Source organism: Massilia sp. BAP21, from assembly GCF_057801335.1.
Genome location: NZ_CM173596.1, coordinates 1,278,726 through 1,298,694, shown reverse-complemented (window position 1 = coordinate 1,298,694; position 19,969 = coordinate 1,278,726). Strand labels below are relative to the sequence as shown.

16 protein-coding genes and 1 pseudogene are annotated in these 19,969 nt (G+C 67.1%); 7 read left to right on the top strand and 10 right to left on the bottom strand.

Annotated features, from left to right (window positions below; all coding sequences use genetic code 11):
- Both ACWYRN_RS05685 and ACWYRN_RS05680 read right to left on the bottom strand, forming a co-directional pair.
- Positions 1–2,034, bottom strand: a complete 2,034-nt coding sequence (locus ACWYRN_RS05685; protein ID WP_488691538.1) for a PKD domain-containing protein — start codon at positions 2,032–2,034, stop codon at positions 1–3.
- A 319-nt stretch (positions 2,035–2,353) separates the two neighbouring features.
- Positions 2,354–3,769, bottom strand: coding sequence for a S41 family peptidase (locus ACWYRN_RS05680; RefSeq protein ID WP_488691537.1), 1,416 nt, complete (start codon positions 3,767–3,769; stop codon positions 2,354–2,356).
- Between the two features lie 212 nt (positions 3,770–3,981).
- Between ACWYRN_RS05680 and ACWYRN_RS05675 the strand changes: the two genes are divergently transcribed.
- Positions 3,982–5,976, top strand: coding sequence for an MHYT domain-containing protein (locus ACWYRN_RS05675; RefSeq protein WP_488691536.1), 1,995 nt, complete (start codon positions 3,982–3,984; stop codon positions 5,974–5,976).
- A 3-nt stretch (positions 5,977–5,979) separates the two neighbouring features.
- Here ACWYRN_RS05675 and ACWYRN_RS05670 read toward each other — a convergent pair whose 3' ends face one another.
- Both ACWYRN_RS05670 and ACWYRN_RS05665 read right to left on the bottom strand, forming a co-directional pair.
- The gene (locus tag ACWYRN_RS05670; RefSeq protein WP_488691535.1) at positions 5,980–6,570 is read right to left on the bottom strand and encodes an O-methyltransferase; all 591 of its coding nucleotides are present in this window, start codon (positions 6,568–6,570) and stop codon (positions 5,980–5,982) included.
- A gap of 66 nt (positions 6,571–6,636) precedes the next feature.
- A complete protein-coding gene (locus ACWYRN_RS05665) occupies positions 6,637–7,530 on the bottom strand; it encodes an HTH-type transcriptional regulator ArgP (RefSeq protein ID WP_488691534.1) in 894 nt (297 codons plus the stop codon).
- A gap of 220 nt (positions 7,531–7,750) precedes the next feature.
- Between ACWYRN_RS05665 and ACWYRN_RS05660 the strand changes: the two genes are divergently transcribed.
- From ACWYRN_RS05660 to ACWYRN_RS05650, 3 genes are all read left to right on the top strand, one after another.
- The gene (locus ACWYRN_RS05660) at positions 7,751–8,317 is read left to right on the top strand and encodes a trimeric intracellular cation channel family protein (RefSeq protein ID WP_488692778.1); all 567 of its coding nucleotides are present in this window, start codon (positions 7,751–7,753) and stop codon (positions 8,315–8,317) included.
- Positions 8,314–10,077 carry a peptidoglycan D,D-transpeptidase FtsI family protein gene (locus ACWYRN_RS05655; RefSeq protein WP_488691533.1) on the top strand — a complete coding sequence of 588 codons (1,764 nt, stop codon included), beginning with the start codon at positions 8,314–8,316 and terminating at the stop codon, positions 10,075–10,077. The genes ACWYRN_RS05660 and ACWYRN_RS05655 overlap by 4 nt, the downstream gene beginning before the upstream one ends.
- Positions 10,078–10,261: 184 nt before the next feature.
- Positions 10,262–11,938: an acid phosphatase gene (locus tag ACWYRN_RS05650; RefSeq protein WP_488691532.1), complete on the top strand. Its 1,677-nt coding sequence runs from the start codon at positions 10,262–10,264 to the stop codon at positions 11,936–11,938.
- Positions 11,939–11,956: 18 nt separating this feature from the next.
- On the opposite strand, the gene ACWYRN_RS05645 is transcribed toward ACWYRN_RS05650, so the two are convergent.
- The 6 genes and pseudogenes from ACWYRN_RS05645 to ACWYRN_RS05620 form a co-directional block, all read right to left on the bottom strand.
- The gene (locus ACWYRN_RS05645; RefSeq protein WP_488691531.1) at positions 11,957–12,802 is read right to left on the bottom strand and encodes a hypothetical protein; all 846 of its coding nucleotides are present in this window, start codon (positions 12,800–12,802) and stop codon (positions 11,957–11,959) included.
- 8 nt (positions 12,803–12,810) lie between these two features.
- On the bottom strand, positions 12,811–13,548 hold the full coding sequence (locus tag ACWYRN_RS05640; RefSeq protein WP_488691530.1) for a hypothetical protein: 738 nt from the start codon (positions 13,546–13,548) through the stop codon (positions 12,811–12,813).
- A gap of 42 nt (positions 13,549–13,590) precedes the next feature.
- Positions 13,591–14,445 (bottom strand): hypothetical protein, encoded by an 855-nt coding sequence (locus tag ACWYRN_RS05635; RefSeq protein ID WP_488691529.1) that lies wholly within the window; start codon positions 14,443–14,445, stop codon positions 13,591–13,593.
- The gene (locus ACWYRN_RS05630; RefSeq protein ID WP_488691528.1) at positions 14,442–15,794 is read right to left on the bottom strand and encodes a hypothetical protein; all 1,353 of its coding nucleotides are present in this window, start codon (positions 15,792–15,794) and stop codon (positions 14,442–14,444) included. The genes ACWYRN_RS05635 and ACWYRN_RS05630 overlap by 4 nt, the downstream gene beginning before the upstream one ends.
- Positions 15,795–15,809: 15 nt before the next feature.
- Positions 15,810–16,139 (bottom strand): hypothetical protein, encoded by a 330-nt coding sequence (locus ACWYRN_RS05625; protein ID WP_488692897.1) that lies wholly within the window; start codon positions 16,137–16,139, stop codon positions 15,810–15,812.
- 27 nt (positions 16,140–16,166) lie between these two features.
- Positions 16,167–16,340, bottom strand: a pseudogene (locus ACWYRN_RS05620) (PAAR domain-containing protein); the annotation flags it as partial.
- 396 nt (positions 16,341–16,736) lie between these two features.
- Between ACWYRN_RS05620 and ACWYRN_RS05615 the strand changes: the two are divergent.
- From ACWYRN_RS05615 to mnmC1, 3 genes are all read left to right on the top strand, one after another.
- On the top strand, positions 16,737–17,546 hold the full coding sequence (locus ACWYRN_RS05615) for a DUF4142 domain-containing protein (RefSeq protein ID WP_488691527.1): 810 nt from the start codon (positions 16,737–16,739) through the stop codon (positions 17,544–17,546).
- A gap of 178 nt (positions 17,547–17,724) precedes the next feature.
- A complete protein-coding gene (locus tag ACWYRN_RS05610; protein ID WP_488691526.1) occupies positions 17,725–18,291 on the top strand; it encodes a DNA-3-methyladenine glycosylase I in 567 nt (188 codons plus the stop codon).
- Complete coding sequence (gene mnmC1 / locus ACWYRN_RS05605) at positions 18,288–19,946, top strand: FAD-dependent 5-carboxymethylaminomethyl-2-thiouridine(34) oxidoreductase MnmC1 (RefSeq protein WP_488691525.1); 1,659 nt, start codon at positions 18,288–18,290, stop codon at positions 19,944–19,946. Before ACWYRN_RS05610 ends, mnmC1 begins: the two co-directional genes overlap by 4 nt.
- Positions 19,947–19,969: the final 23 nt, after the last annotated feature.

The following is a 19,969-nucleotide window of genomic DNA, read 5'->3' as shown; positions in this document are numbered from 1 at the left end:
TCATTGACTCCCCGCCGACGGCCCGCCGAACACGACGGCCCTGTCGCCGAGCACGGCGCTGCCTTCAGCCGCCGTGCTTGTACCGGCGCCCACGCCGGCCATGAGGCTGGCCGCCCTGGCGCCGGCGCGCAGGCCGTTGTCGTAGTCGACCACCTCGGCCTTGCTGTGGGCGTCGGCATGCGTGATGCGCATGTGAACGCGGTCCTTGGCTGTTCCCGCGCCTGCCAGCGCCGTCAGCGTGAAGCGGTAGCCGCCCACGCCGTTGACGCTGCCGCTGCCGCTGTAGCGCACGCGCTTGCCGTCGACCGTCACGCTGTCGACGGCGGTGCTGCGGAAGTTCAGCTTGCCGGTGTTGAAGTGGACTTCCGACGCGCCCAGCGCAGTGCCCTGTCTTGCGCGCGTGCCCGTCGCCTCCGACAGGAAGGCGAAGCGGGCGACGCCGCCGCCCTTGGTGTCGCGCGCCGAGGCCCCTTGTGGCGACAGGAAGGCGCCTTCGCCGGCAACCGCGCCGCTGCTGCAGCCGCACACCGTGAGCTTGCGCTCGACGCTGGTGCCCTGGCCGCCGCTGTCGAGGATGTTCAGGCGCACCGTGTAGATACCGCTTTTCCGGTAGGCGTACTGGCCGCTGACGCTGCCGCTGCCGGCCGCCTGGCTGACGGTGCCGGCGGCGCTGGCGCCGTCGCCCCAGGTCCAGGTGGCCTTGTGGGTATCGCGCAGGTCGACGTCGCGGAACGAGGACGAGAACGACAGCAGGGAATGCACGCGGGTGGGGCCGGTGAGCTTGATCGGCGCGGCCACCGGCGCCTGGCGATAGGCCGCGCTCGGCACCAGCAGCACCAGGCCGGTGTTGCCGACGGCGGCGATCGAACCGTTGTCGGACACCGCCTGGGCCTGCCACAGCTCGAGCTCGGGCGGGGCGCCCGGGATGCGCGTGTTCAGGTCGACCACGCCGGCCGCGCGCGTCCAGGCGAATGCGCGCGCATTCAGGCTGCCGACCACCTGCCCGAGGTTGTTGACGTTGCCCGTGTTCGAGGTGTCGGTGCCGGGCGTGCCGATCAGCTGCAGGCCGGTGTCGCGGCTCCAGATGAAACCGTTCGGATCGACCGGTGCGCTGTAGTACTGGCCCGTGACCAGGCCTTTTTCGTTGATGCGCTGGGCAAACGCGAGGTAGCTGGGCGCGGTGCCGATTTCCTGCAGGCCGCCGCCCGGCGTCCACAGGAAGGCCTGGTCGGAGAGCGAGGTGTCGAACGAGGCGCTGCCGACGATCTTGCCGGCCTCGTTGATGTCGAGGCCTTCCGAGGCCACGCTCGAGATGCTGACCAGCGATTGCAGGCCGCCGACCTCGGTCCAGCGGAAGGCGCGGCCGAGGATGCCGAGTTCCGGGCCTTCGGAGTAGCCGACGACGGTGCCGGCTTCGTTGAGTGCACTGGCGCTGGATACATTGCCGAAGGAGCCGAGGTCGACCACGCCGGAGGCCGGCGTCCAGCGGAAGGCATGCAGGGGCGAGCGGCCCGGCGCGGAGGCGACGGCGCCGGCGACCCAGCCGCGGTTGTTGATGGCATTCCCGAACGAGCGCCCGGAACCCGGCGGGTTGATGTCGACCATCCCTGTGGCCTTGCTCCAGCGGTAGGCGTGGTAGACCTCGCCGGCGGCATCGACCGTGGCGCTGCCGGCGATCTGGCCGTAATCGTTCAGCGCGCCGATGTTCGCGTTCGGGCCGCCGAGGGTGCCCAAATCGCGCACGGTATGGCCATCGTAGAACTTGGCCCGGGTGCCGGTTCCGGCGGAAAATTCGGTGAACGCGACTTGGCCCTTGACGTTGATTTCCGCAAAGGCGCTCGAGGGCGACAGCTGGATGACGCGGTAGTTCGGAATCGCCGCCGTGCCGCCGGATGCGGTGCTGCCGGGTGCGCCGGCGGGGGCAGCCGCTGCCATTGCCGCCACCGATGCGGCTGCGGCTGCGGCCAGGGGCCGCAACAGCCAGGGCTTGCGGCCTGCACGGGTCAGCCTGCCGCTTGTATTTCTCGCTTGCATTTGTTCCTCCTGATCCAGTGTCGTGCGTTCAATCAACATGCCACGCAGGAATAGGTGCTAGACGAACGCAGTCGTTCCAGCTTAGGGACAGGTGTGGAGGCCGCTTCTGGCCCAGATCAAACGGGGAGCCCGGCAGTGCGCAGGCATGGCAAACGCCGTGCGCACTGCAGCAATCATCTTCAGGAAGGAATTGGTGCCAGTATATTTCCCGACCGCTGGCGCCGGTAGGGCAGGCGAGCTGCCGTGTTCGTGTGAACAGGCGCCATGTTGGCCGATGAATGTGACAGGCGTTTGACCGCCAGGTGACAGTTTGCTGACGCTACAGGCTTTTTGCCACGGCCTGGGCCGAGGCTTCGATTTTGAGGCCCAGCTTGCGCAGCAGGGCGCCGGCTTCGTGCGCCAGGCCGAGGTCGGGCGCCAGCATGCGTACCGCCGTGGCCAGGGCCAGGTCGTCGTCGCTGCCGAACAGGCGCGTGCTTTCCGGCGCGGCGCGCCTGGCCTGGGCAGCAGTGGCGGCGCCGTCCTGGGCCGGCAGCGTCGGCGCCAGGTGGTGTTCCAGGTCGGCCTCGCGCAGCACCAGGCCTTCGGCGCCGCTCCTGCCGCGCAGGGGCGCCACCGGCACGTCGGGCACGATGCCGCGCGCCTGGATCTCGCGCCCCCGCGGCGTGAAGTAGCGCGCCACCGTCATCTTCACGGCGCTGTCATCGGACAGCGGGAACACGGTCTGGATCGAGCCCTTGCCGAAGCTTGGCGTGCCGACGATCCGCGCGCGGTCATGGTCCTGCAGGGCGCCGGCCACCAGCTCCGCCGAGGAGGCCGAGCCGCCGTTGACCAGCACCGCCAGCGGCACCGTGCGCGCCCATGCCGGCAAGCCGGCCAGCACGTCGGGTTCGTTCGGACCGCGGTAGCAGCGCGGGGCCACCGTCACCTGGCTGTCGGCGCCGGCCATGCGCCCGCGCGCCGAGAATACCAGGGTGCCCTCGGGCAAAAAGGCGCCGGCCACGCCCACGGCGGACGCCACCAGTCCGCCCGGATCGTTGCGCAGGTCGAGCACGATGCCGCGCGGCGCGGCGCCGGCGTCGAGCGTGGTGAGGGCAGCGGCCAGGTCGGCGGCGGTGCGGCTTTCGAAGGACGAGATCCGGATCCAGGCCACGCCGGGCGCCGCCATGCGGGTGCGCACCGTGTCGGCGCGCAGCGCGGCGCGGGTGACGTCGATGCTGCGCAGCGCGCCCTTGCCGCCGCTGCGCACGCCCAGCGTCAGCGCCGTGCCGGGGACGCCGCGCATGCGTTTTTCCAATTCGGCCGCGCGCATGCGCAGGATGGCATCGCCATTCACCGATTCGAGGGTGTCGCCGGGCTCGATGCCGGCCAGCGCCGCCGGGCCATCCTCGGCCACGGCAACCACGTGCATCTGCCCATCCTCGACTTCGACCTCGACGCCAATGCCGACGTATTCGCCCAGCCTGTCCCGTTCCAGTTCGGCCAGGTCATCCTTGCCGAGGTATTGGGAATGCGGATCGAGCGAGGCCAGCATGCCGCCGATCGCCGCCGTCAATAGCTTGCGCTCATCCGGCGCCTCTACGTACTGCGATTTGACGAGGGCATAGGCCGCGATCAGTTGGTCGAGTTCTTCCTTCGGCAGGGTCACGGAGGCGCCGTCACCGGCGTGGGCCAGCGGGGCGCAGCACAGCGAAACAAAGAAAGAAGCGAGGAGGGCGAGGCGGCGAAGCGGCATGGTGGGTGTCCTTTCTGTTCACACCGATTCTGGCGCGCCGCGCTGTTAGCTGCGGTTATGCATTCGTAAGCAACTGTAAGCGGATGATTTCGATTAAAGTGTATCTTTGTGGAAACATTGCCGATCAATGGACGCGCCCGGCTGAAGCCGGTCTATACTGCGTTTGTATTGACATCAGACGCAGCCAAACCGAACTCGAAACCCGACTACCCATGCTCACAGGACGTTACGACCCATCGCTGGTGCTGGTCTCGGTGCTGGTCGCGATCTTCGCGTCCTACACCGCGCTCAGCGTGGCCGGCCGCGTCAAGCAGGCGCACGGGTATGCCAGCCTGGCCTGGACCGCCGGCGGCGCGCTGGCCATGGGCAGCGGCATCTGGGCCATGCACTTCATCGGCATGCTCGCCTTCAGCCTGCCGATCCCGCTGGGCTACGACGTGCCGCTGACCCTGCTGTCGCTGCTGCTGCCGGTGCTGGTCTCCGGCATGGCGCTGTGGCAGCTGCGCGCGCCGCTGCTGCGCCCGCGCGAGCTGGCCTCGAGCGCACTCCTGATGGGCCTGGGCATCAACGCCATGCACTACACCGGCATGGCGGCGATGCGCATGTCGCCCGCCATCGACTACGATCCCTGGCTGTTTGCGCTGTCGGTGCTGATTGCCGTCGGTTCCGCCGCCGGCGCGCTGTGGATCGGCTTCCGCCTGCGCCAGGGCGCGGCCGGGGCTTGGGTGGCGCAGTCGGCGGCGGCCGTGGTGATGGGTTTTGCCGTCGCCGGCATGCACTACACCGGCATGGCCGCCGCCGGCTTCCCGGAGGGCAGCGTCTGCCGTGCCGCCACCGGCTGGATCAGCCAGCACAAGCTGGCGCTGATCGTCGCCGTCGTCGTCGTCGGCCTGCTGGTCGTGGCCTTGCTGTTCTCGGTGCTCGATGCGCGCCTGCAGGCGCGCGCCGCCAGCCTGGATGCCTCGCTGGCCGTGGCCGAGGAGCGCAAGGCCCTGTACCTGCAGGAAGTCGAGGCCCGCGTCGAGGCCGAGCGCATCAACCAGCTGAAGGACGAATTCCTGTCCACCGTCTCGCACGAACTGCGCACGCCGCTCAACGCCATCCTCGGCTGGTCGCAGCTGCTCGCGCAAAAGGAGCGGGTCGGCGACGACATGCTGCGCAAGGGATTGGAAACCATCGAGCGCAATGCGCGCGTGCAGGTGCAGCTGATCGACGACCTGCTCGACATGAGCCGCATCCTGTCGGGCAAGGTGCGGCTCGACCTGCAGCCGGTGAAGCCGGCCGAATTCGTCGGCGCCGTGGTCGAATCGCTGCGCCCGACCGCGATGGCCAAGCGCATCCGCCTCGAGGCCGAACTCGACGAGGAAGCCGGCCCGGTGCTGGCCGACAGCGGCCGCATGCAGCAGGTGATGTGGAACCTGGTGTCGAACGCGCTCAAGTTCACGCCCGGCGGCGGCCTGGTGGAGGTGGGGCTGTGGCGCGCAGGCGAGCAGATGGCGATCCGGGTGCGCGACAACGGCCCCGGCATCCATCCCGACTTCCTGCCGCACGTGTTCGACCGTTTCCGCCAGGCCGACACCTCGACCACGCGCCAGCACGGCGGCCTGGGCCTGGGCCTGTCGATCGTGCGCCAGCTGGTGGAGCTGCACGGCGGCACGGTGGCGGTCGACAGTGCCGGCGAAGGGCAGGGCGCGAGCTTTACCGTGCACCTGCCGCTGCAGCCGGCCTTGCCCGGCTGGGGCCTGGCGCCGGCGCTGCCGGGCGGCGAGCTTGACATGACCGCGGCGGCCGCCTTGCCCGACCTGTCCGGCATGCGCGTGCTGGCGCTGGACGACGACGCCGATTCGCTCGAGGTGCTGCGCACCATCCTGCTGGGCGCCGGCGCCCAGGTGGCGGTGGCCGGCACGGCGCAGGAAGCGCTCGACCTGCTGCATGCGCAGCGTCCGCAGCTCCTGATCAGCGACATCGGCATGCCGGGCATGGATGGCTTCGAGTTCATCCGGCGCGTGCGCAGCATCGAGGACAACGAGTTGTGCATGGTGCCGGCGCTGGCCCTGTCCGCCTTTGCGCGCAAGGAAGACCGCGACCGCGCCTGCGCCTGCGGCTACACCGACTACCTGGTCAAGCCGGTCACGCCTGGCCTGCTGGTCGATGCGGTGGCGGCGCTGCGGCCGGCGGCGCAGGCGGCGCGCGCCGTCAAGTCCTGAGGTTCACGCTGACGCTTTCACGGCGAGGAATTCGCCCTTGCCGACCGGGACCAGGCTGGTGTTGAAGGCCTTGTCGTCCTGCACCGCGGCGACGAAGTCCGCCATCTCGTGGGCATGCGAGGTCGCGTTGTCGACCACCAGCAGCCCGCCCGCGCGCAGCACGCGCCGCAGGTCCGGCCACCAGGCCAGGTACAGGCTGCGCGCCGAATCGAGGAAGACCAGGTCGGCCGAAGCGTCCGGCGCCTGCGCCAGCCAGGCGCCGGCCTCGCCTTCGACCTGCGTGACGATGTCGCCCAGGCCGGCCGTGGCGATGTTCGCGCGCGCCATCGCCGTCTTGTCCGCCGCCAGTTCGATGGTGGTGACCGCGCCGCCGATGGCACGGGCGGCGTCGGCCAGCCATAGCGTCGAGTAGGCGTTCGAGGTCCCGATCTCCAGCACGCGGCGCGCCACGGTCGCCCGTACCAGCACGGACAAGAATTCGCCGGTGTCCGGCGTGATGTTCAGCATGCGCGTGCCGCTCTTGCCGACGGCGGCATCGTTCGTGCTGCCGAAGTCGGCGAGTTGTTCGAGCTGGCGTTTCAATGCGAGGTCCATGTCGTTTTCCTTGATGACTAAGCCCGCCATGCTGCCATACATGCGTCCGGCTTGCCCGAGCTGCGTTCAGCCGGCGAGCATGCCGCGCGCCGCCTTGACGATATGCCGCGACAATTCTTCCATGCGCGGCGACTGCAGCTTCCAGGTATGCCAATAGAGCGCGATATCGGTCGGGTGCGCGGGCGCCAGGTCGACCAGCGGGTCGGCGCGGTCGTCGTAGCGGTGCAGCAGCCATTCCGGCACCATCGCGTAACCGATGCCATAGCGCACCGCATGGAAATGGGCCTCGGTCCCGGGCACATAATGGCTCGGGTAGGCGCCTTCCGGCAGGCCGAAATGCTCCAGCAGCAGGTTCGATTGCAGCGTGTCCTTGCGGGTATAGGCCACCACCGGGGCGCGCCGCGCGGCCTCGCGCGTCAGGCCCTCGGGCAGCCAGCGCGCGCAAAAGGCGCGGCTCGCCACCAGCCGGTAGCGCATGGTGCCGAGCGCCTCGGCGCTGCAGCTGCGCATCGGCTCGGCCACCGTGCTCACGCAGCCGATCACCATGCCGGTCTTGAGCAGGGCGAAGGTGTGGTCCTGGTCTTCGACCACCAGGTCGAGGATGAACTGGTCCTTGACCAGCAGGGTGGCCAGGGCGGGAAAGAACCAGGTGCCCAGGCTGTCCGAGTTCAGTGCCATCGACACGGTGGTCGCGCCGGCGTCGCCGCCGCGGATGTCGGCCTGGAAGTCAGTCTTGAGCAACTGCGCGCGGCGCAGGTATTGCAGCAGGCGCTGCCCCATCTGGGTCGGCCGGCAGGGCCGGCTGCGCACGATCATGGGCGTGCCGAGCGAGGCCTCGAGCACGCGCAGGCGCTGCGATACCGCCGACGGCGTGATGTTCAGGCGCGCACCGGCGCGTTCGAAGCTGCCGGTTTCGGCCACGGCCATGAACGCTTCTGCTTGCTTGGGTTCGAGATCCATACCGCTTCTCTGGAAAAGCCATCATGGTAGCGGCAAACCTGGCGCCGCATGCCAAACGAAGAATTATTACGGATGCAGTAAAACTCTTCAGGTAGCTTCCGGCACAGGCCGTGGGTAGGCAAGAATCGGCGTTCCCGCAGCCATCCGAATAAACCACGTGCTTCATTTTATCTACCTGATCGCCATCTCGGCCGAGGCCGGATCGGGCGCCCTGGTGGCCATGCGCCGCAAGTTGGACCTGTTCGGCGTCGCCCTGGTCGGCACCGTTACCGCGCTGGGCGGCGGCTCGATCCGCGACGTGCTGCTCGGCCACTATCCGCTGGGCTGGGTGCGGCATCCCGAATACCTGCTGTTCACGATCGGCGCGGCGCTGGCCGCGGCCCTGGCGGCGCGCCTGCTGCAGCGCATGAAGTCGGCCTTCCTGCTGCTCGACGCCCTGGGCCTGGTGGCGTTTTCCATCATCGGCTGCGACATCGCGGCGGCAACCGGTGTCCATGTGGCGGTGGTGGTCCTGATGGGAATGATCACGGGCATAGCCGGCGGCCTGCTGCGCGACGTCGTCTGCAACCAGGTGCCGCTGGTGCTGCGGCGCGATTTGTACGCGACCGTGTCGCTGGTCACCGGCGCGCTCTACATGGGGCTGTTGCATTACGGGGTCGACCGCGACGTCGCCACGCTGGCGGCGCTCGCGGCCGGATTCAACCTGCGGCTGGCGGCGCTGCGCATGTCGCTGGCGCTGCCGGTTCCCGGGCAGGGCAAGCCGGCCGCCCGCGGTGAAGGCCGATGAGCCGCGCCAGCCCACGGGTGGCTGCCGCCAGGGGACTCGCGTTCGCCACCAGCCCGCTGCTGGAGCCGGCCTTGCCCGCCTGGCGCTCGCGCTTCCTGTTGTGCATGCTGGCCGCGCTGTTCGCCCTGCTGGCCGTGCGCGCGGTATGGCTGCAGGCGGTGTCGGACGGCTTCCTGCAGAAGCAGGGCGCGGCGCGCCATGTGCGCACGCTGAAGCTGCCGGCCAGCCGCGGACGCATCCTCGACCGCGAAGGGCGGGTGCTGGCCGTATCGCTGCCGGCCAGGGCGGTGTGGGCCGATCCCGGGCAGGCGGCCGGCGCCGATCCGGCCAGCCTGCGCGAACTGGCGCGCCTGCTCGACATGGACGAGGGCACGGTGCGCGCCAGGCTGGCGTCCGATCGCGCGTTTGTCTACCTGAAGCGCCAGGTCGCCATGGACACCGCGCGGCGCGTGCTGGCGCTCGGCATTCCCGGCGTCGCGGCCAGGGAGGACACGCGCCGCCATTATCCCCAGGGCAGTATCGCAGCGCACCTGGTCGGCTTTACCGACATCGAGGATGTCGGGCAGGAGGGCATGGAGCTGGCCCGGCAGGAGCAATTGCTGGGCACGCCCGGTGCGCGGCGCGTCATCCGCGACCGGCTCGGACGCGTGGTGGAAGACCTGGACAGCGTGCGCCCGGCCATCGATGGCCGCGACCTGTCGCTGTCGATCGACCGCAACCTGCAGCACATCGCGCGCACGCACCTGGCGGCGGCATTGGCGCGGCACGGGGCCAAGGCCGGAGGCATCGTCGTGCTGGACGTGCGCAGCGGGGAGGTGCTGGCGCTGGCCAACCTGCCGGACTACGATCCGAACGACCGCCGCCGCCTGAGCGGCGCCCAGCTGCGCAACCGCGTGCTGACCGATACCTTCGAGCCGGGTTCGGTGATGAAGCCGTTCACGATCGCGCTGGCGCTGGAGCAGGGCATCGCCACGCCGGATACGCTGATCGAGACCGGCGGAGGGCGCCTGCGCATCGGCACCGCATCGATCGGCGACGCCAGCCGCCATGGGACGCTGACGGTGTCGCAGGTGCTGGAAAAGTCCTCGAACATCGGCACCGCCAGGCTGGCGCTGCAGATGCAGCCGGAAAGCATGTGGACGCTGCTGTCCGAACTTGGATTCGGGCAGGCGCCGGACCTGGGCTTTCCCGGCAGCGTGGCCGGCCGCCTGCGGCCCTACCGCAGCTGGCGGCCGATCGAGCAGGCCACGATCTCGTACGGCCATGGCCTGTCGACCTCGTTGATGCAGATGGCGCGCTCCTACATGGTGTTCGCGCGCGACGGCGAAATGGTGCCGGTGACGCTGCTCAAGCGCGATGCCCCGCCGCCGGCGCGCCAGGTCATCCCGGGCCATGTCGCACGCGAGGTGCGCGCCATGATGGAACGCGCCGCCGGGCCGGGCGGCACCGCCACCCGCGCCCGGGTAGCGGCCTACCGCGTGGCCGGCAAGACCAGCACTGCGCACAAGGTCGAGGCGGGACGCTACGTCAAGCGCTACGTGGCCAGCTTCGTCGGCCTGGCGCCGGTGTCCGACCCGCGCATCATCGTCGCGGTAATGGTCGACGAGCCCACCGTGGGCGGCCATTACGGCGGCGTGGTGGCGGCGCCGGTGTTTGCCGCCGTGACGCAGGACGTGCTGCACGCGCTGAACGTCGGCCCCGATGCCCCGGTTGGCGACATCATCGCGCAGGAAGCGCAGGAAGCGCAGGAAGCTCCGTAGCGCCGCGTTGCGGCGCACCGGGCGCCGACCGACCCCGGCATGCGGCCAGCGATGCCCCCGCTTGCCGGCGGCGGGATGTTGTTATCCCACGTCCATACGCCATGGCGGCCCGCGCCTGTGGGTTCCCCTTCGGAAAGAAAGAAACGATAATCATCGTTTCCGGTTAGCGAACACAGGAGCAGCAATGCAAGACCACGACCATCGCGACGATAGCGATCACAGCGACAAGCGCGATAACGCCCAGCCCGCCAGCCCGGGCCGCCGCCGCATCTTCCAGGCTGCCGCCGCCGCCGGGATCGCCGGCAGCCTGCCGGCCGCAGCGCAAGCCGCACCAGCGCCGGCCAGGCGCGCCGCCGCCAGGCCGGCCTCGCTCGACGCCAAGCTGAAGGCGAACATCAAGAACGTGGTCGTGATCTACCTCGAGAACCGCAGCTTCAACAATTTGTTCGCCAACTTCCCCGGCCTGGCCGCGCCGCTGCCGGCCAGCGCGCCGCAGAAGGACCGCGACGGCTCGATCCTGCCGACGCTGCCGAAGATCTGGGGCGGCATGGTGCCGGGCCGCCAGGACATCGGCGGCAAGGAATACCTGATCGGCGAAGACAAGATCGCCAACCTGCCGAACGGCCCGTGGAAGCTGGTCGACGGCGAGGGCAAGCCGCTGCCGGAAGGCCTGGTCACGCGCGACCTGGTGCACAATTTTTATCACAACCAGATGCAGATCAACGGCGGCAAGAACGACGGCTTCGTTGCCTGGGGCGACTCCGGCGCGCTGGTGATGGGCCATTACGGCGAGACCGACAAGCACCTGGGCCTGTGGCAGATCGCGCGCGAGTACACGCTGTGCGACAACTTCTTCATGGCGGCATTCGGCGGCTCTTACCTGAACCACCAGTTCCTGATCAGCGGCCGCACGCCGGAATTCTTCAACGCCGCCGAGACCCCGGCGAAAAAGAAGATCGCCGTGTTGGAAGACGGCCCGCAGGGTATGCGCCTGGCCGTCGCCCCGGATTCGCCGAAGAGCGCGCTCGACGGCAAGCCGAAGTTCGTGCATTCCGGCGCCATCACCCCGGACGGCTATGCCGTGAACACCATGGCGCCGCCTTACCAGCCGAGCTGGGTGCGTCCGGCGCCGGGCGGCGACGCGAACGTGGCCGACGCCAGCGACCCGTCGGTGCTGCCCCCGCAAAGCTACGACACCATCGGCGATCTGCTGTCGCGCGCGGGCGTGAGCTGGGCCTGGTATGGCGGCGCCTGGCAAGCGGCGATCGACGGCCGCGGCGCCGGCCAGCGTCCGAATTTCCAGCACCACCACCAGCCCTTCAACTATTTCAAGCAGTTCGCACCGGGAACGAAGGCGCGCGAGGAACACCTGCGCGACGGCGGCCTGGGCGACAGCCCGATCTCGAACAAATTCATCGCCGACGCGGTGGCGGGCAAGCTGCCGGCCGTCTCCTTCTACAAGCCGCAGGGTAACCTGAACCTGCACGCCGGCTACTCGGACATCGAATCGGGCGACGCCCACGTGGCCAACGTGATCGAGCACCTGAAAAAATCGCCGCAGTGGAAAGACATGGTGGTCGTGATCACCTTCGATGAAAACGGCGGCTGGTGGGACCACGTGGCGCCGCCCCAGGGCGACCGCTGGGGCCCGGGCTCGCGTATTCCGGCCATCGTGGTGTCGCCGCATGCGAAGAAGGGCGCGGTCGACCACAACTACTACGACACGACGTCGATCCTGCGCCTGATCACGCGCCTGCACGGCCTGCCGCTGCTGGAAGGCCTGGCGGCGCGCAATGCGGCGTTTGCGTCGCGCGGTGCACGCGGGCCGGGGGATCTGACGGCGGCGCTGAGCTTCCGCTGATGCCCGGCGCTGCGGCCTTCATTCGTTGAGGTCGTCCGCGTAATCCGCATTCGGATAGAGCGGCTGCTTGCGCGGACGCTCGGGCATCGGGTAGCCATGTTTCGTGGCCCAGATCCTGATATTCGGGATCACGCCCGGCTTTTCGCCGGCCGGGCATTCGTGCAGGCAGAGCCAGGTCTTGCCATGCCGCCCGATCACCGGCTTCGGCGGGTCCTCGAAGCGCGACCAGCCGACCAGTTCGCCGATGAAGGTGCCGTGGGAGGCGTAGGACGTGACGTCGATGTAGGGCTGGTCGCGCGCGTAGAGCTGGGCCGTCCATTCGCGGCAACCGAAGCTGCCGGTGTAGGTGTCGCTGTCCCAACCGGCTTCGTAGCGACGGATGTCCGTCGAGCTGCAAACTGCCGGCGAGAAGGTGACATCACCCGGAATGCCTTGCGACCAGTCAGCGAAATAATATGGCCTTGCGCCGGGCGCAACGTTGTTGATCAGAACAAGATCATCGAGCATGTTCCTTTTCGCTGACATCTTGCCGATTAAAGACCGTTGGTTGAGGATACGACCGGAGTGGTCGAACGCTAGCAGGACGATGGCGAGAGGCTCCTCTCCGGGTACGGAGAGCGTGACCGTGGGCGAAAATAGCTCGTTGCCGCTCAGGTAAACCTTCTCTTTTCCGGGTGCCTCCAGTTCCGCATTGAATTCCCTCGCTATCCTGGTTCGAGATTGTCGTGTTCCCTTTTCTTCGGCAAAAAGGATGTAGCGGATTTCCCACGGCCGCTCGAGCCAGATTCGCGATCTGGAAGAGCCATCTGCGGCATAGGCGGACAGGGTGAATAGGGCTAGCATGGCCGAGACAATGGCGATCACGTAATGCCTCATAATATTTTCGGCTCCAAGACAGTGATGTGGAGATGGTTGTTATGGGTATGTTCGTTCGGATTCGTCTTCCGCTGCTCGTTGGGAACCGGCGGTATGTTGTCCGCTGTGTTGACGTCCATGTACCACGGATCGAACAGCTGCTTCACGGATGTGTTCCGGCCCAGCCTTTCGCGCAGCTTGCGGATGAGCTCAGGTTCGTTGCGGTTGCGTTCCTTGTCCCACTCCTTGCGCGCTGCACTCTCTCGGTCGCGTAAAGAGCTCAAGTGCTTGTTGGCATCCGCCAGTTCCCGCGCCAGTTGGGAGGCTTTCTCAGGATCACGGTTTTTATTCAGCCGATTTTGTGCCGCTTTAAATTCCTGTTCTCCGGTGGCCAGCACCTTCTTCAAATCCTGATGATCCTTCCACAACGTCTTTTCCCTCTCGCTGACATTGCCGTTGCGCGGCGCCCCTGTCTTGATCAGGAACGCGCGGTTCAGGAAAACCCGCTTCTCACCGCCTTCGAGATAAGTGATGTCGAGCCCGAGCCCGGCGCGGTGGGCGATCGAGCCAAAGCTGGGGCGCCAGGCCGAGGTGACGGCAACCGAGCTGACGCCGGCGGCATGCGCCTCGCTCAGCAGCGCGGCAAAGGCGCACGGGTGGGTGCGCGGCAGGATGCCGGTCAGCCAGGGGCAGTGCGTGGTGTTGGCCCGCACGTTGTCCTGCATTTCCGCGCGAAATTCTACCCTGAGCGTCATCCAGGAGGCAGTGCACCGTGCTCTGCCCAAGATCCTCGCCACTCATTCGTTGAGGTCATCCTGGTAATCGGCATTCGGATAGAGTGGCTGCTTGCGCGGGCGCTCGGGCATCGGATAGCCGTGTTTCGCGGTCCAGGCCTTCATGTTCGGGATCACGCCGGGCCGTTCGCCGGCCGGGCATTCGTGCAGGCAGAGCCAGGTCTTGCCATGCCGCCCGATCACCGGCTTCGGCGGGTCCTCGAAGCGCGACCAGCCGACCAGTTCGCCGATGAAGGTGCCGTGGGAGGCGTAGGACGTGACGTCGATGTAGGGCTGGTCGCGCGCGTAGAGTTGGGAGGTCCATTCGCGGCAGCCGAAACTGCCGGTGTAGCTGTCGCTGTCCCAGCCGGCCTCGTAGCGGCGGGTATCGTCCGAGCTGCATACTGCAGGCGAGAAGGTGACGTCGCCTGGAATGCCTTGCGACCAGTCGGCGAAATAGTACGGTCTTGCGCCGGGCGCATCGTTGTTGATCAGAACAAGGTCACCAAGCATGTTCTTTTTCGCTGACATGTTGCCGAGTGCGCGCTGCTGATTGATGATGCGGCCAGCGCGGTCGAATGCCAGCAGCACGACGGCGACCGGGGCCTCTCCAGGCACAGCGAGTGTGGTTGTCGGCTCGAATAGCGCCGCTGCAAATAGATAAATTTTCTCCCTTCCAGGTGCTTCCTTTTCCACGTTAATTTCACGCGAAACCCTGATTTCGGAATGCAATCTGCGTACTTGTTCGGCAAACAAGACGTAGCGGATTTCCCACGGACGCTCAAGCCAGACGCGCGATCTGGAAGGACCTGCGGCATGGGCGCGCAGCGTGGACAGGGCTAGCACGGCCGAGAGTATGGTGATCAGGTAATGCCTCATAATATTTTCGGCTCCAGAACAGTGATGTGGAGATGGTTGTTATGGGTTAGTTCGTTAGGATTTGTCTTCCGCTGCTCGTTGGGGGCCGGCGGTATGTTATCCGCCGTGTTGGCATCCATGTACCACGGATCGAACAGCTGCTTCACGGACTTGTTCCGGCCTAGCCGGTCGCGCAGCTTGCGGATAAGCTCGGGTTCGTTGCGGTTGCGTTCGTCGTTCCATGCCTTGCTCGCCAAAATCTCACGCGCCTTCAACGCATCAATTCGGTTGTCGATATCAGCCAGCTCTGCCTCCAGTTGTGCCGTCTTGTCAGGGGCGCGGTTTTTATTCAGCTGTTTTTGCGCCGCATCGCGTTCTCTTTCTGCAGTGGCCAGCACCTTCTTCAAATCCTGATGATCCTTCCACAACGTCTTTTCCCGCTCGCTGACATTGCCGTTGCGCGGCCCACCCGCTTTGATCAGAAACGCGCGGTTCAGGAAAACCCGCTTCTCACCGCCTTCGAGATAAGTAATGTCGAGCCCGAGCCCGGCGCGGTGGGCGATCGAGCCGAAGCTGGGGCGCCAGGCCGAGGTGACGGCAACCGAGCTGACGCCGGCGGCATGCGCCTCGCTCAGCAGCGCGGCAAAGGCGCACGGGTGGGTGCGCGGCAGGATGCCGGTCAGCCAGGGGCAGTGCGTGGTGTTGGCCCGCACGTTGTCCTGCATTTCCGCGCGAAATTCCACCCTGAGCGTCAGTTTCGGCGCCGCATCGCTGGCGGGAAAATTCACGATCAGTTCCGGGCGCGCCAGGCCGGCATAGATGCTGCGCACCGCGGCCCGCACCGCCGGGGCGGTATCGGCCGGCAGCAGCGCATCGGCTTCGGCGGCCGTGTACAGGTGCGAGATCTGCATCCAGATGTCGCCGGTAAGGGCCGCTTCGTACACTTCCAACCGCTTGCCCGGCGTAGACGTTGCGCGGCAGGCAGGCAGCCCCAGCGTGGCGTGTTCGTGGCCGATGCGCCCCGTTCGTTCGGTGATCTTCACGTGCACGTCGTTGTTGCCGACCTGGACCGCGTACACCGGATTCCTGCGGTGAGCCGAATGCACGTCGCTGTTCAGGAACAGGGCGACCTTGCTGCCGGGATTCACGATGAGGTCGATGGTGCGCTTGTCGCGCAGCGCGCCCGGCTTGTCCGCATGCTCGGGCACCACCTGGCCATCGAGCGCCACCACATAGGGCAGGGCCAGCCCCGCGTTGGTTGCCTTGGTGTCGAACTCGTAGGTGAGCTTGCATTTCGGCCCGACCAGGACCGTCGTGACGGTGCCTTCCGGGGACAGCGTGCAGCTTGCGTCGGGAATCGGACCGGCCATCCGTGCACCGTCGCCTTACTTGCCATCGGTTGCCGTGCCGGATTCCCAGTGCAGCCTGACGGTGGCCGGGTCATGGCCGGTCACGCGCTCGGTATGGCCGTCCGCGTTCGTCACCCCGCGCAGGACCGATCCATCCGGCAGTTCGATACGGTAGGACATACCGGGCACCGGTTTGCCGGTGCGCTCGTCCACGGCGCGGAAGGAACCGGCATTCGGCGGGATGGCCTGCGCCGCCGATGCCGCCGCGGCAGCTGCCGCCGATGCCGCGGCCTCGGAGCGGTCGTCGATCATCATGAAACCCTTGGTCGTGGTGGCAATCAGGACCGCTCCGCACGCGGTCTTCATTCCTTCCACGGCCGTGCCGACCCCATTGTAACCATGGAAACTCAACCCTTCCGTAATTGGAAAATTCCCTTTGCATTGAGGGCAGTACGTCATGTGTCCTTGCAGAGCGATCGGGCGGCCATTCGCGGTCGACCGCACGTTTCCTTCCAATACGACACCGCCGTGCGAGGTGGGGTCATCCTTGCAGATCACGGCACGCATTACCATTTGTCGACTCCGCTTTTCCAGGAAAACGTCCACTGTAGGTTCGCGAAGAATGCAGAAAATTGATCTCGCGCAGGGTTCCATGACCTGTTGCGTCGATGGTTCAAGAAGCGCCGCAGCGGCAAAGACACGGCTTTCCTGGAAAAACAGCGCTGCATTTCCCAAGCCCTGCGAACAATGTAGCTGTTGCTTTCACCTGTCGTTATATTGCCAATAGGCTAACGCGCGCTGGGTTCTTGAACCCGGCGATACACTGCGATTTGGCTCGAATCCGTTGCCGTTCCGTTACCGCCAACGCGGTGCGGCAGGCTTCGGAGATGCCGATGTCACATTGAACAGGAACCGGCACAGGAGACATGATGCCGGCGCCTTCCCCAACCCCAGGAGAGCATCATGCAAAAAAACAAAGCACTGAAAGGACTGCTCGCCGTATCGGCAGCAGCAGCCATGTTCGCAAGCTATGGCGTCCACGCACAAACCGCAGCCGAGCTGCAGAACCAGGGTGCGCAAACCGGCACCAACATGACGGGCAAATCGGCCGCTGATGGCGCCGTGAGCAACACCAACAGCCAGGGCATGGAAGACCGCAGCGCCCAGGTCGGCTCCAGCACCGCCGGCCAGACCGGCTCGTCGTCGTCCTCGTCGTCCCACAGCGCGCACGGCATGAGCGGCAGCACCGGCGCCTCGGCTGCCGGCATGGACCAGTCGTCGGGCGCCTCGGGCGCAGCCGGCGCCACCGGTTCGAGCCTGAGCAAGGCCGACAGCAAGGGCATCATGGACATGGCAATGGTGAACATGGCCGAAGTCGAAATGGGCAAACTGGCACAGAGCAAGAGCCAGAATCCGGAAGTCAAAACCTTCGCCCAGCAAATGATCGACGACCACACCAAGGGCCTGCAAGAAGTGCAAGCCGTGGCGCAAGCCAAGGGCGTGACCCTGCCGACCGAACTCGACGCCAAGCACAAGGCCATGTCGGACAAGCTGGCCAAGCTGAACGGCGAAGCCTTCGACCGTGAGTACATGAAAGTCGGCGGCGTGGCATCGCACAAGGAAGCCCTGGCGCTGCTGAAGAAAAACCAGAAGTCCGCCAAGGATGCCGACGTCAAGGGCCTGGCCGCCAAGATGCAGCCGACCGTCGAGCAGCACCTGAAAGCTGCCCAGCAGGCGCCGACCGCCAAGTCGGGCACCACGTCGGGCAAGTAAGCGGGCAAGTAAGCGGGCAAGTAAGCGGGTAAATAGGCAGATCGATTGACCATCGCCATGCGGTGGCCGATCGATTGCTGAAAAAGCACGTGACGTCTTCGGGCTTCGGGTGCTTTTTTCGTTTTATGGGGCCGCTCCTCCTCTGCCTCATCGCTTTCGCCTGGCGTATACTTCAGGCATGACGATCCCACGCTGCAGCTGGGCCAATCCGGCCAATCCCCGCTACCTCGACTACCACGACCACGAGTGGGGCACGCCCTGCCATGACGAGAACCGCCTGTTCGAGATGCTGAACCTGGAAGGCGCGCAAGCCGGCCTGTCCTGGGAAACGGTGCTGAACAAGCGCGACAGCTACCGCGCCGCCTTCGACGGCTGGGACGCCGAAAAAATCGCCCGCTACGACGAAGCCAAGGTGGCCGAACTGCTGGCCAATCCCGGCATCGTACGCAATAAATTGAAAGTGGCCGCCGCCATCAGCAACGCTAGGGCCTATCTCGCGCTGCGCGCCGAAGGCCAGACCCTGGACAGCTATTTGTGGGGCTATGTCGAGGGCAAACCCATCGTCGGCGACTGGAGCGACGGCACGCGGCCGACGAAGACGGCGCTGTCGGACCGCCTCTCGAAAGACCTGTCGAAGCGCGGCTTCAAATTCGTCGGCTCGACCATCATCTACGCCTACATGCAGGGCATCGGCATGGTCGACGACCACGCGCCGCACTGCTTCCGTTACGCAGGCGCCAAGTGAATCCATCGTCGTTCTGGCAGGGGCGCGAACGCTATACGGTGTTCGACACGCGCTATGGCGACGGCAGCCAGGTGGCGGCATTGATCGACGCCTGGCGCCGCGATCCGATGCGGCCGGCGCGCCTGCACATCGTGGCGTTGACGGAGGGCCTGCTGCCGGGTTTTCACCGCGTGCCGCAGGATGACGATGCCGTCACGCTCGACCTGCTGTGCGCGCCGCTCGATGCTGCGCTGAGCCAGCTGTCGGCACGGATCGACTTTGTCCGGCTGGACGGCATGCAGGGAGCCGGCTTCGCCCGCGCCTTGGCGCGGCTGGTGGCAAGCGACGCGGTCCTGGCCGCCGATGCGCTCGACGCGCAGCAGGTGGCCGCGCTGGCAGCGCAGGGCTTTGCGTTCGACGAGAATCAACGCGGTGCACGCTTCGCCAGCCGCAAGCCGCGCCAGCCTTTGCCGGCCGTGCCGCCGCGCCATGCGATCGTGATCGGCGCCGGCCTGGCCGGCTGCGCCGCCGCCCAGCGCCTGTGCGCGCGCGGCTGGCAGGTGACCCTGGTCGAGCGCCACCCGCAGGCAGCAATGGAAGCCTCGGGCAACCTGGCCGGTATCTTCATGCCGCTGCTCTCGAAGGACGACAACATCCCGACGCGCCTGACACGCGCCGCCTACCTGTACGCGCTGCGCTACTGGGACAGCATCGGCGGCATCGGCCGCGCGATCGAAGGGGCAGATTGCGGCGTGATGCAGCTGGCGCGCGATCCTGGTCACGCCGATGCCTCGCGCGCCATCGCGGCGGCAGGGACGACGCCGCCCGAGTTTGCCGAGTGGCTGGAGTCGTCGGCAGCGCAGGCGCTGCTTGGCTTGCCGGCGCCCGACGGCGCCTGGCTGTTCCGCCAGGGCGGCTGGGCGCGGCCGGGCAGCGTGTGCGCGGCGATGATGGCGGCCTGCGGCGACCGTTTGACGGCGCGCTTTGGCGTCGGCAGCGTCAGGCTGGAACGCGTTGGCGATGGCGTTGATGAATGGTTGGTGCGCACGCTCGACGGCGCCGCCGTTGCACAGGCGTCGACCGTGGTGCTGGCCGGTGGCGCGGCCTCTGGTGCCTTCGCGCAGGCGTCGCGCCTGCCACTGTCCGCCTTGCGCGGACAGGTTACGCACCTGGATGCCTCCACGCTGCCGTCGCTGCCCTACGTGCTGTGCCGCGAAGCCTACCTGACCCCGGCTGCGAACGGCCTGGCCTGCGCCGGCGCCACCTACGATCTCGACGCCGATCCAGCCTTGCGCGCGGCCAGCCAGCAGGAAAACATCGAACGCCTGCAGGCGCTGGTCTCGAACCCGGAGGCGGGCAGGGATGCGCCGCTGCAGGGCCGCGTGGGTTTCCGCTGCGTGGCGCCGGACCGCCTGCCGCTGGTCGGCGCGCTGCCCGATTTCGATGCTGCCGGCACGACCGAGCGTTTGCGCGATGTGCCGCGTTATCCCGGCCTGCACGGGCTGCTCGGTTATGCATCGCGCGGTTTGATCTGGGCACCGCTGTGCGCCGAGCTGCTGGCGGCGCGCCTGGAAAACGAGCCGCTGCCGCTGGAGGCCAGCTTGGCCGATGCGCTCGATCCGGCGCGCTTCGTGTTGCGTGCGCGACGTAACAGCCGGGCGCCCCAGGGCGGCTGACAAACCTGTCGGGTTTACCTCGA

Coding starts and splice junctions, on each gene's coding strand:
- ACWYRN_RS05685 (WP_488691538.1), bottom strand. CDS start 2,034: ATGCAAGCGAGAAATACAAGCGGCAGGCTGACCCGTGCAGGCCGCAAG.
- ACWYRN_RS05680 (WP_488691537.1), bottom strand. CDS start 3,769: ATGCCGCTTCGCCGCCTCGCCCTCCTCGCTTCTTTCTTTGTTTCGCTG.
- ACWYRN_RS05675 (WP_488691536.1), top strand. CDS start 3,982: ATGCTCACAGGACGTTACGACCCATCGCTGGTGCTGGTCTCGGTGCTG.
- ACWYRN_RS05670 (WP_488691535.1), bottom strand. CDS start 6,570: ATGGACCTCGCATTGAAACGCCAGCTCGAACAACTCGCCGACTTCGGC.
- ACWYRN_RS05665 (WP_488691534.1), bottom strand. CDS start 7,530: ATGGATCTCGAACCCAAGCAAGCAGAAGCGTTCATGGCCGTGGCCGAA.
- ACWYRN_RS05660 (WP_488692778.1), top strand. CDS start 7,751: ATGCGCCGCAAGTTGGACCTGTTCGGCGTCGCCCTGGTCGGCACCGTT.
- ACWYRN_RS05655 (WP_488691533.1), top strand. CDS start 8,314: ATGAGCCGCGCCAGCCCACGGGTGGCTGCCGCCAGGGGACTCGCGTTC.
- ACWYRN_RS05650 (WP_488691532.1), top strand. CDS start 10,262: ATGCAAGACCACGACCATCGCGACGATAGCGATCACAGCGACAAGCGC.
- ACWYRN_RS05640 (WP_488691530.1), bottom strand. CDS start 13,548: ATGACGCTCAGGGTAGAATTTCGCGCGGAAATGCAGGACAACGTGCGG.
- ACWYRN_RS05635 (WP_488691529.1), bottom strand. CDS start 14,445: ATGAGGCATTACCTGATCACCATACTCTCGGCCGTGCTAGCCCTGTCC.
- ACWYRN_RS05630 (WP_488691528.1), bottom strand. CDS start 15,794: ATGGCCGGTCCGATTCCCGACGCAAGCTGCACGCTGTCCCCGGAAGGC.
- ACWYRN_RS05625 (WP_488692897.1), bottom strand. CDS start 16,139: ATGAAGACCGCGTGCGGAGCGGTCCTGATTGCCACCACGACCAAGGGT.
- ACWYRN_RS05615 (WP_488691527.1), top strand. CDS start 16,737: ATGCAAAAAAACAAAGCACTGAAAGGACTGCTCGCCGTATCGGCAGCA.
- ACWYRN_RS05610 (WP_488691526.1), top strand. CDS start 17,725: ATGACGATCCCACGCTGCAGCTGGGCCAATCCGGCCAATCCCCGCTAC.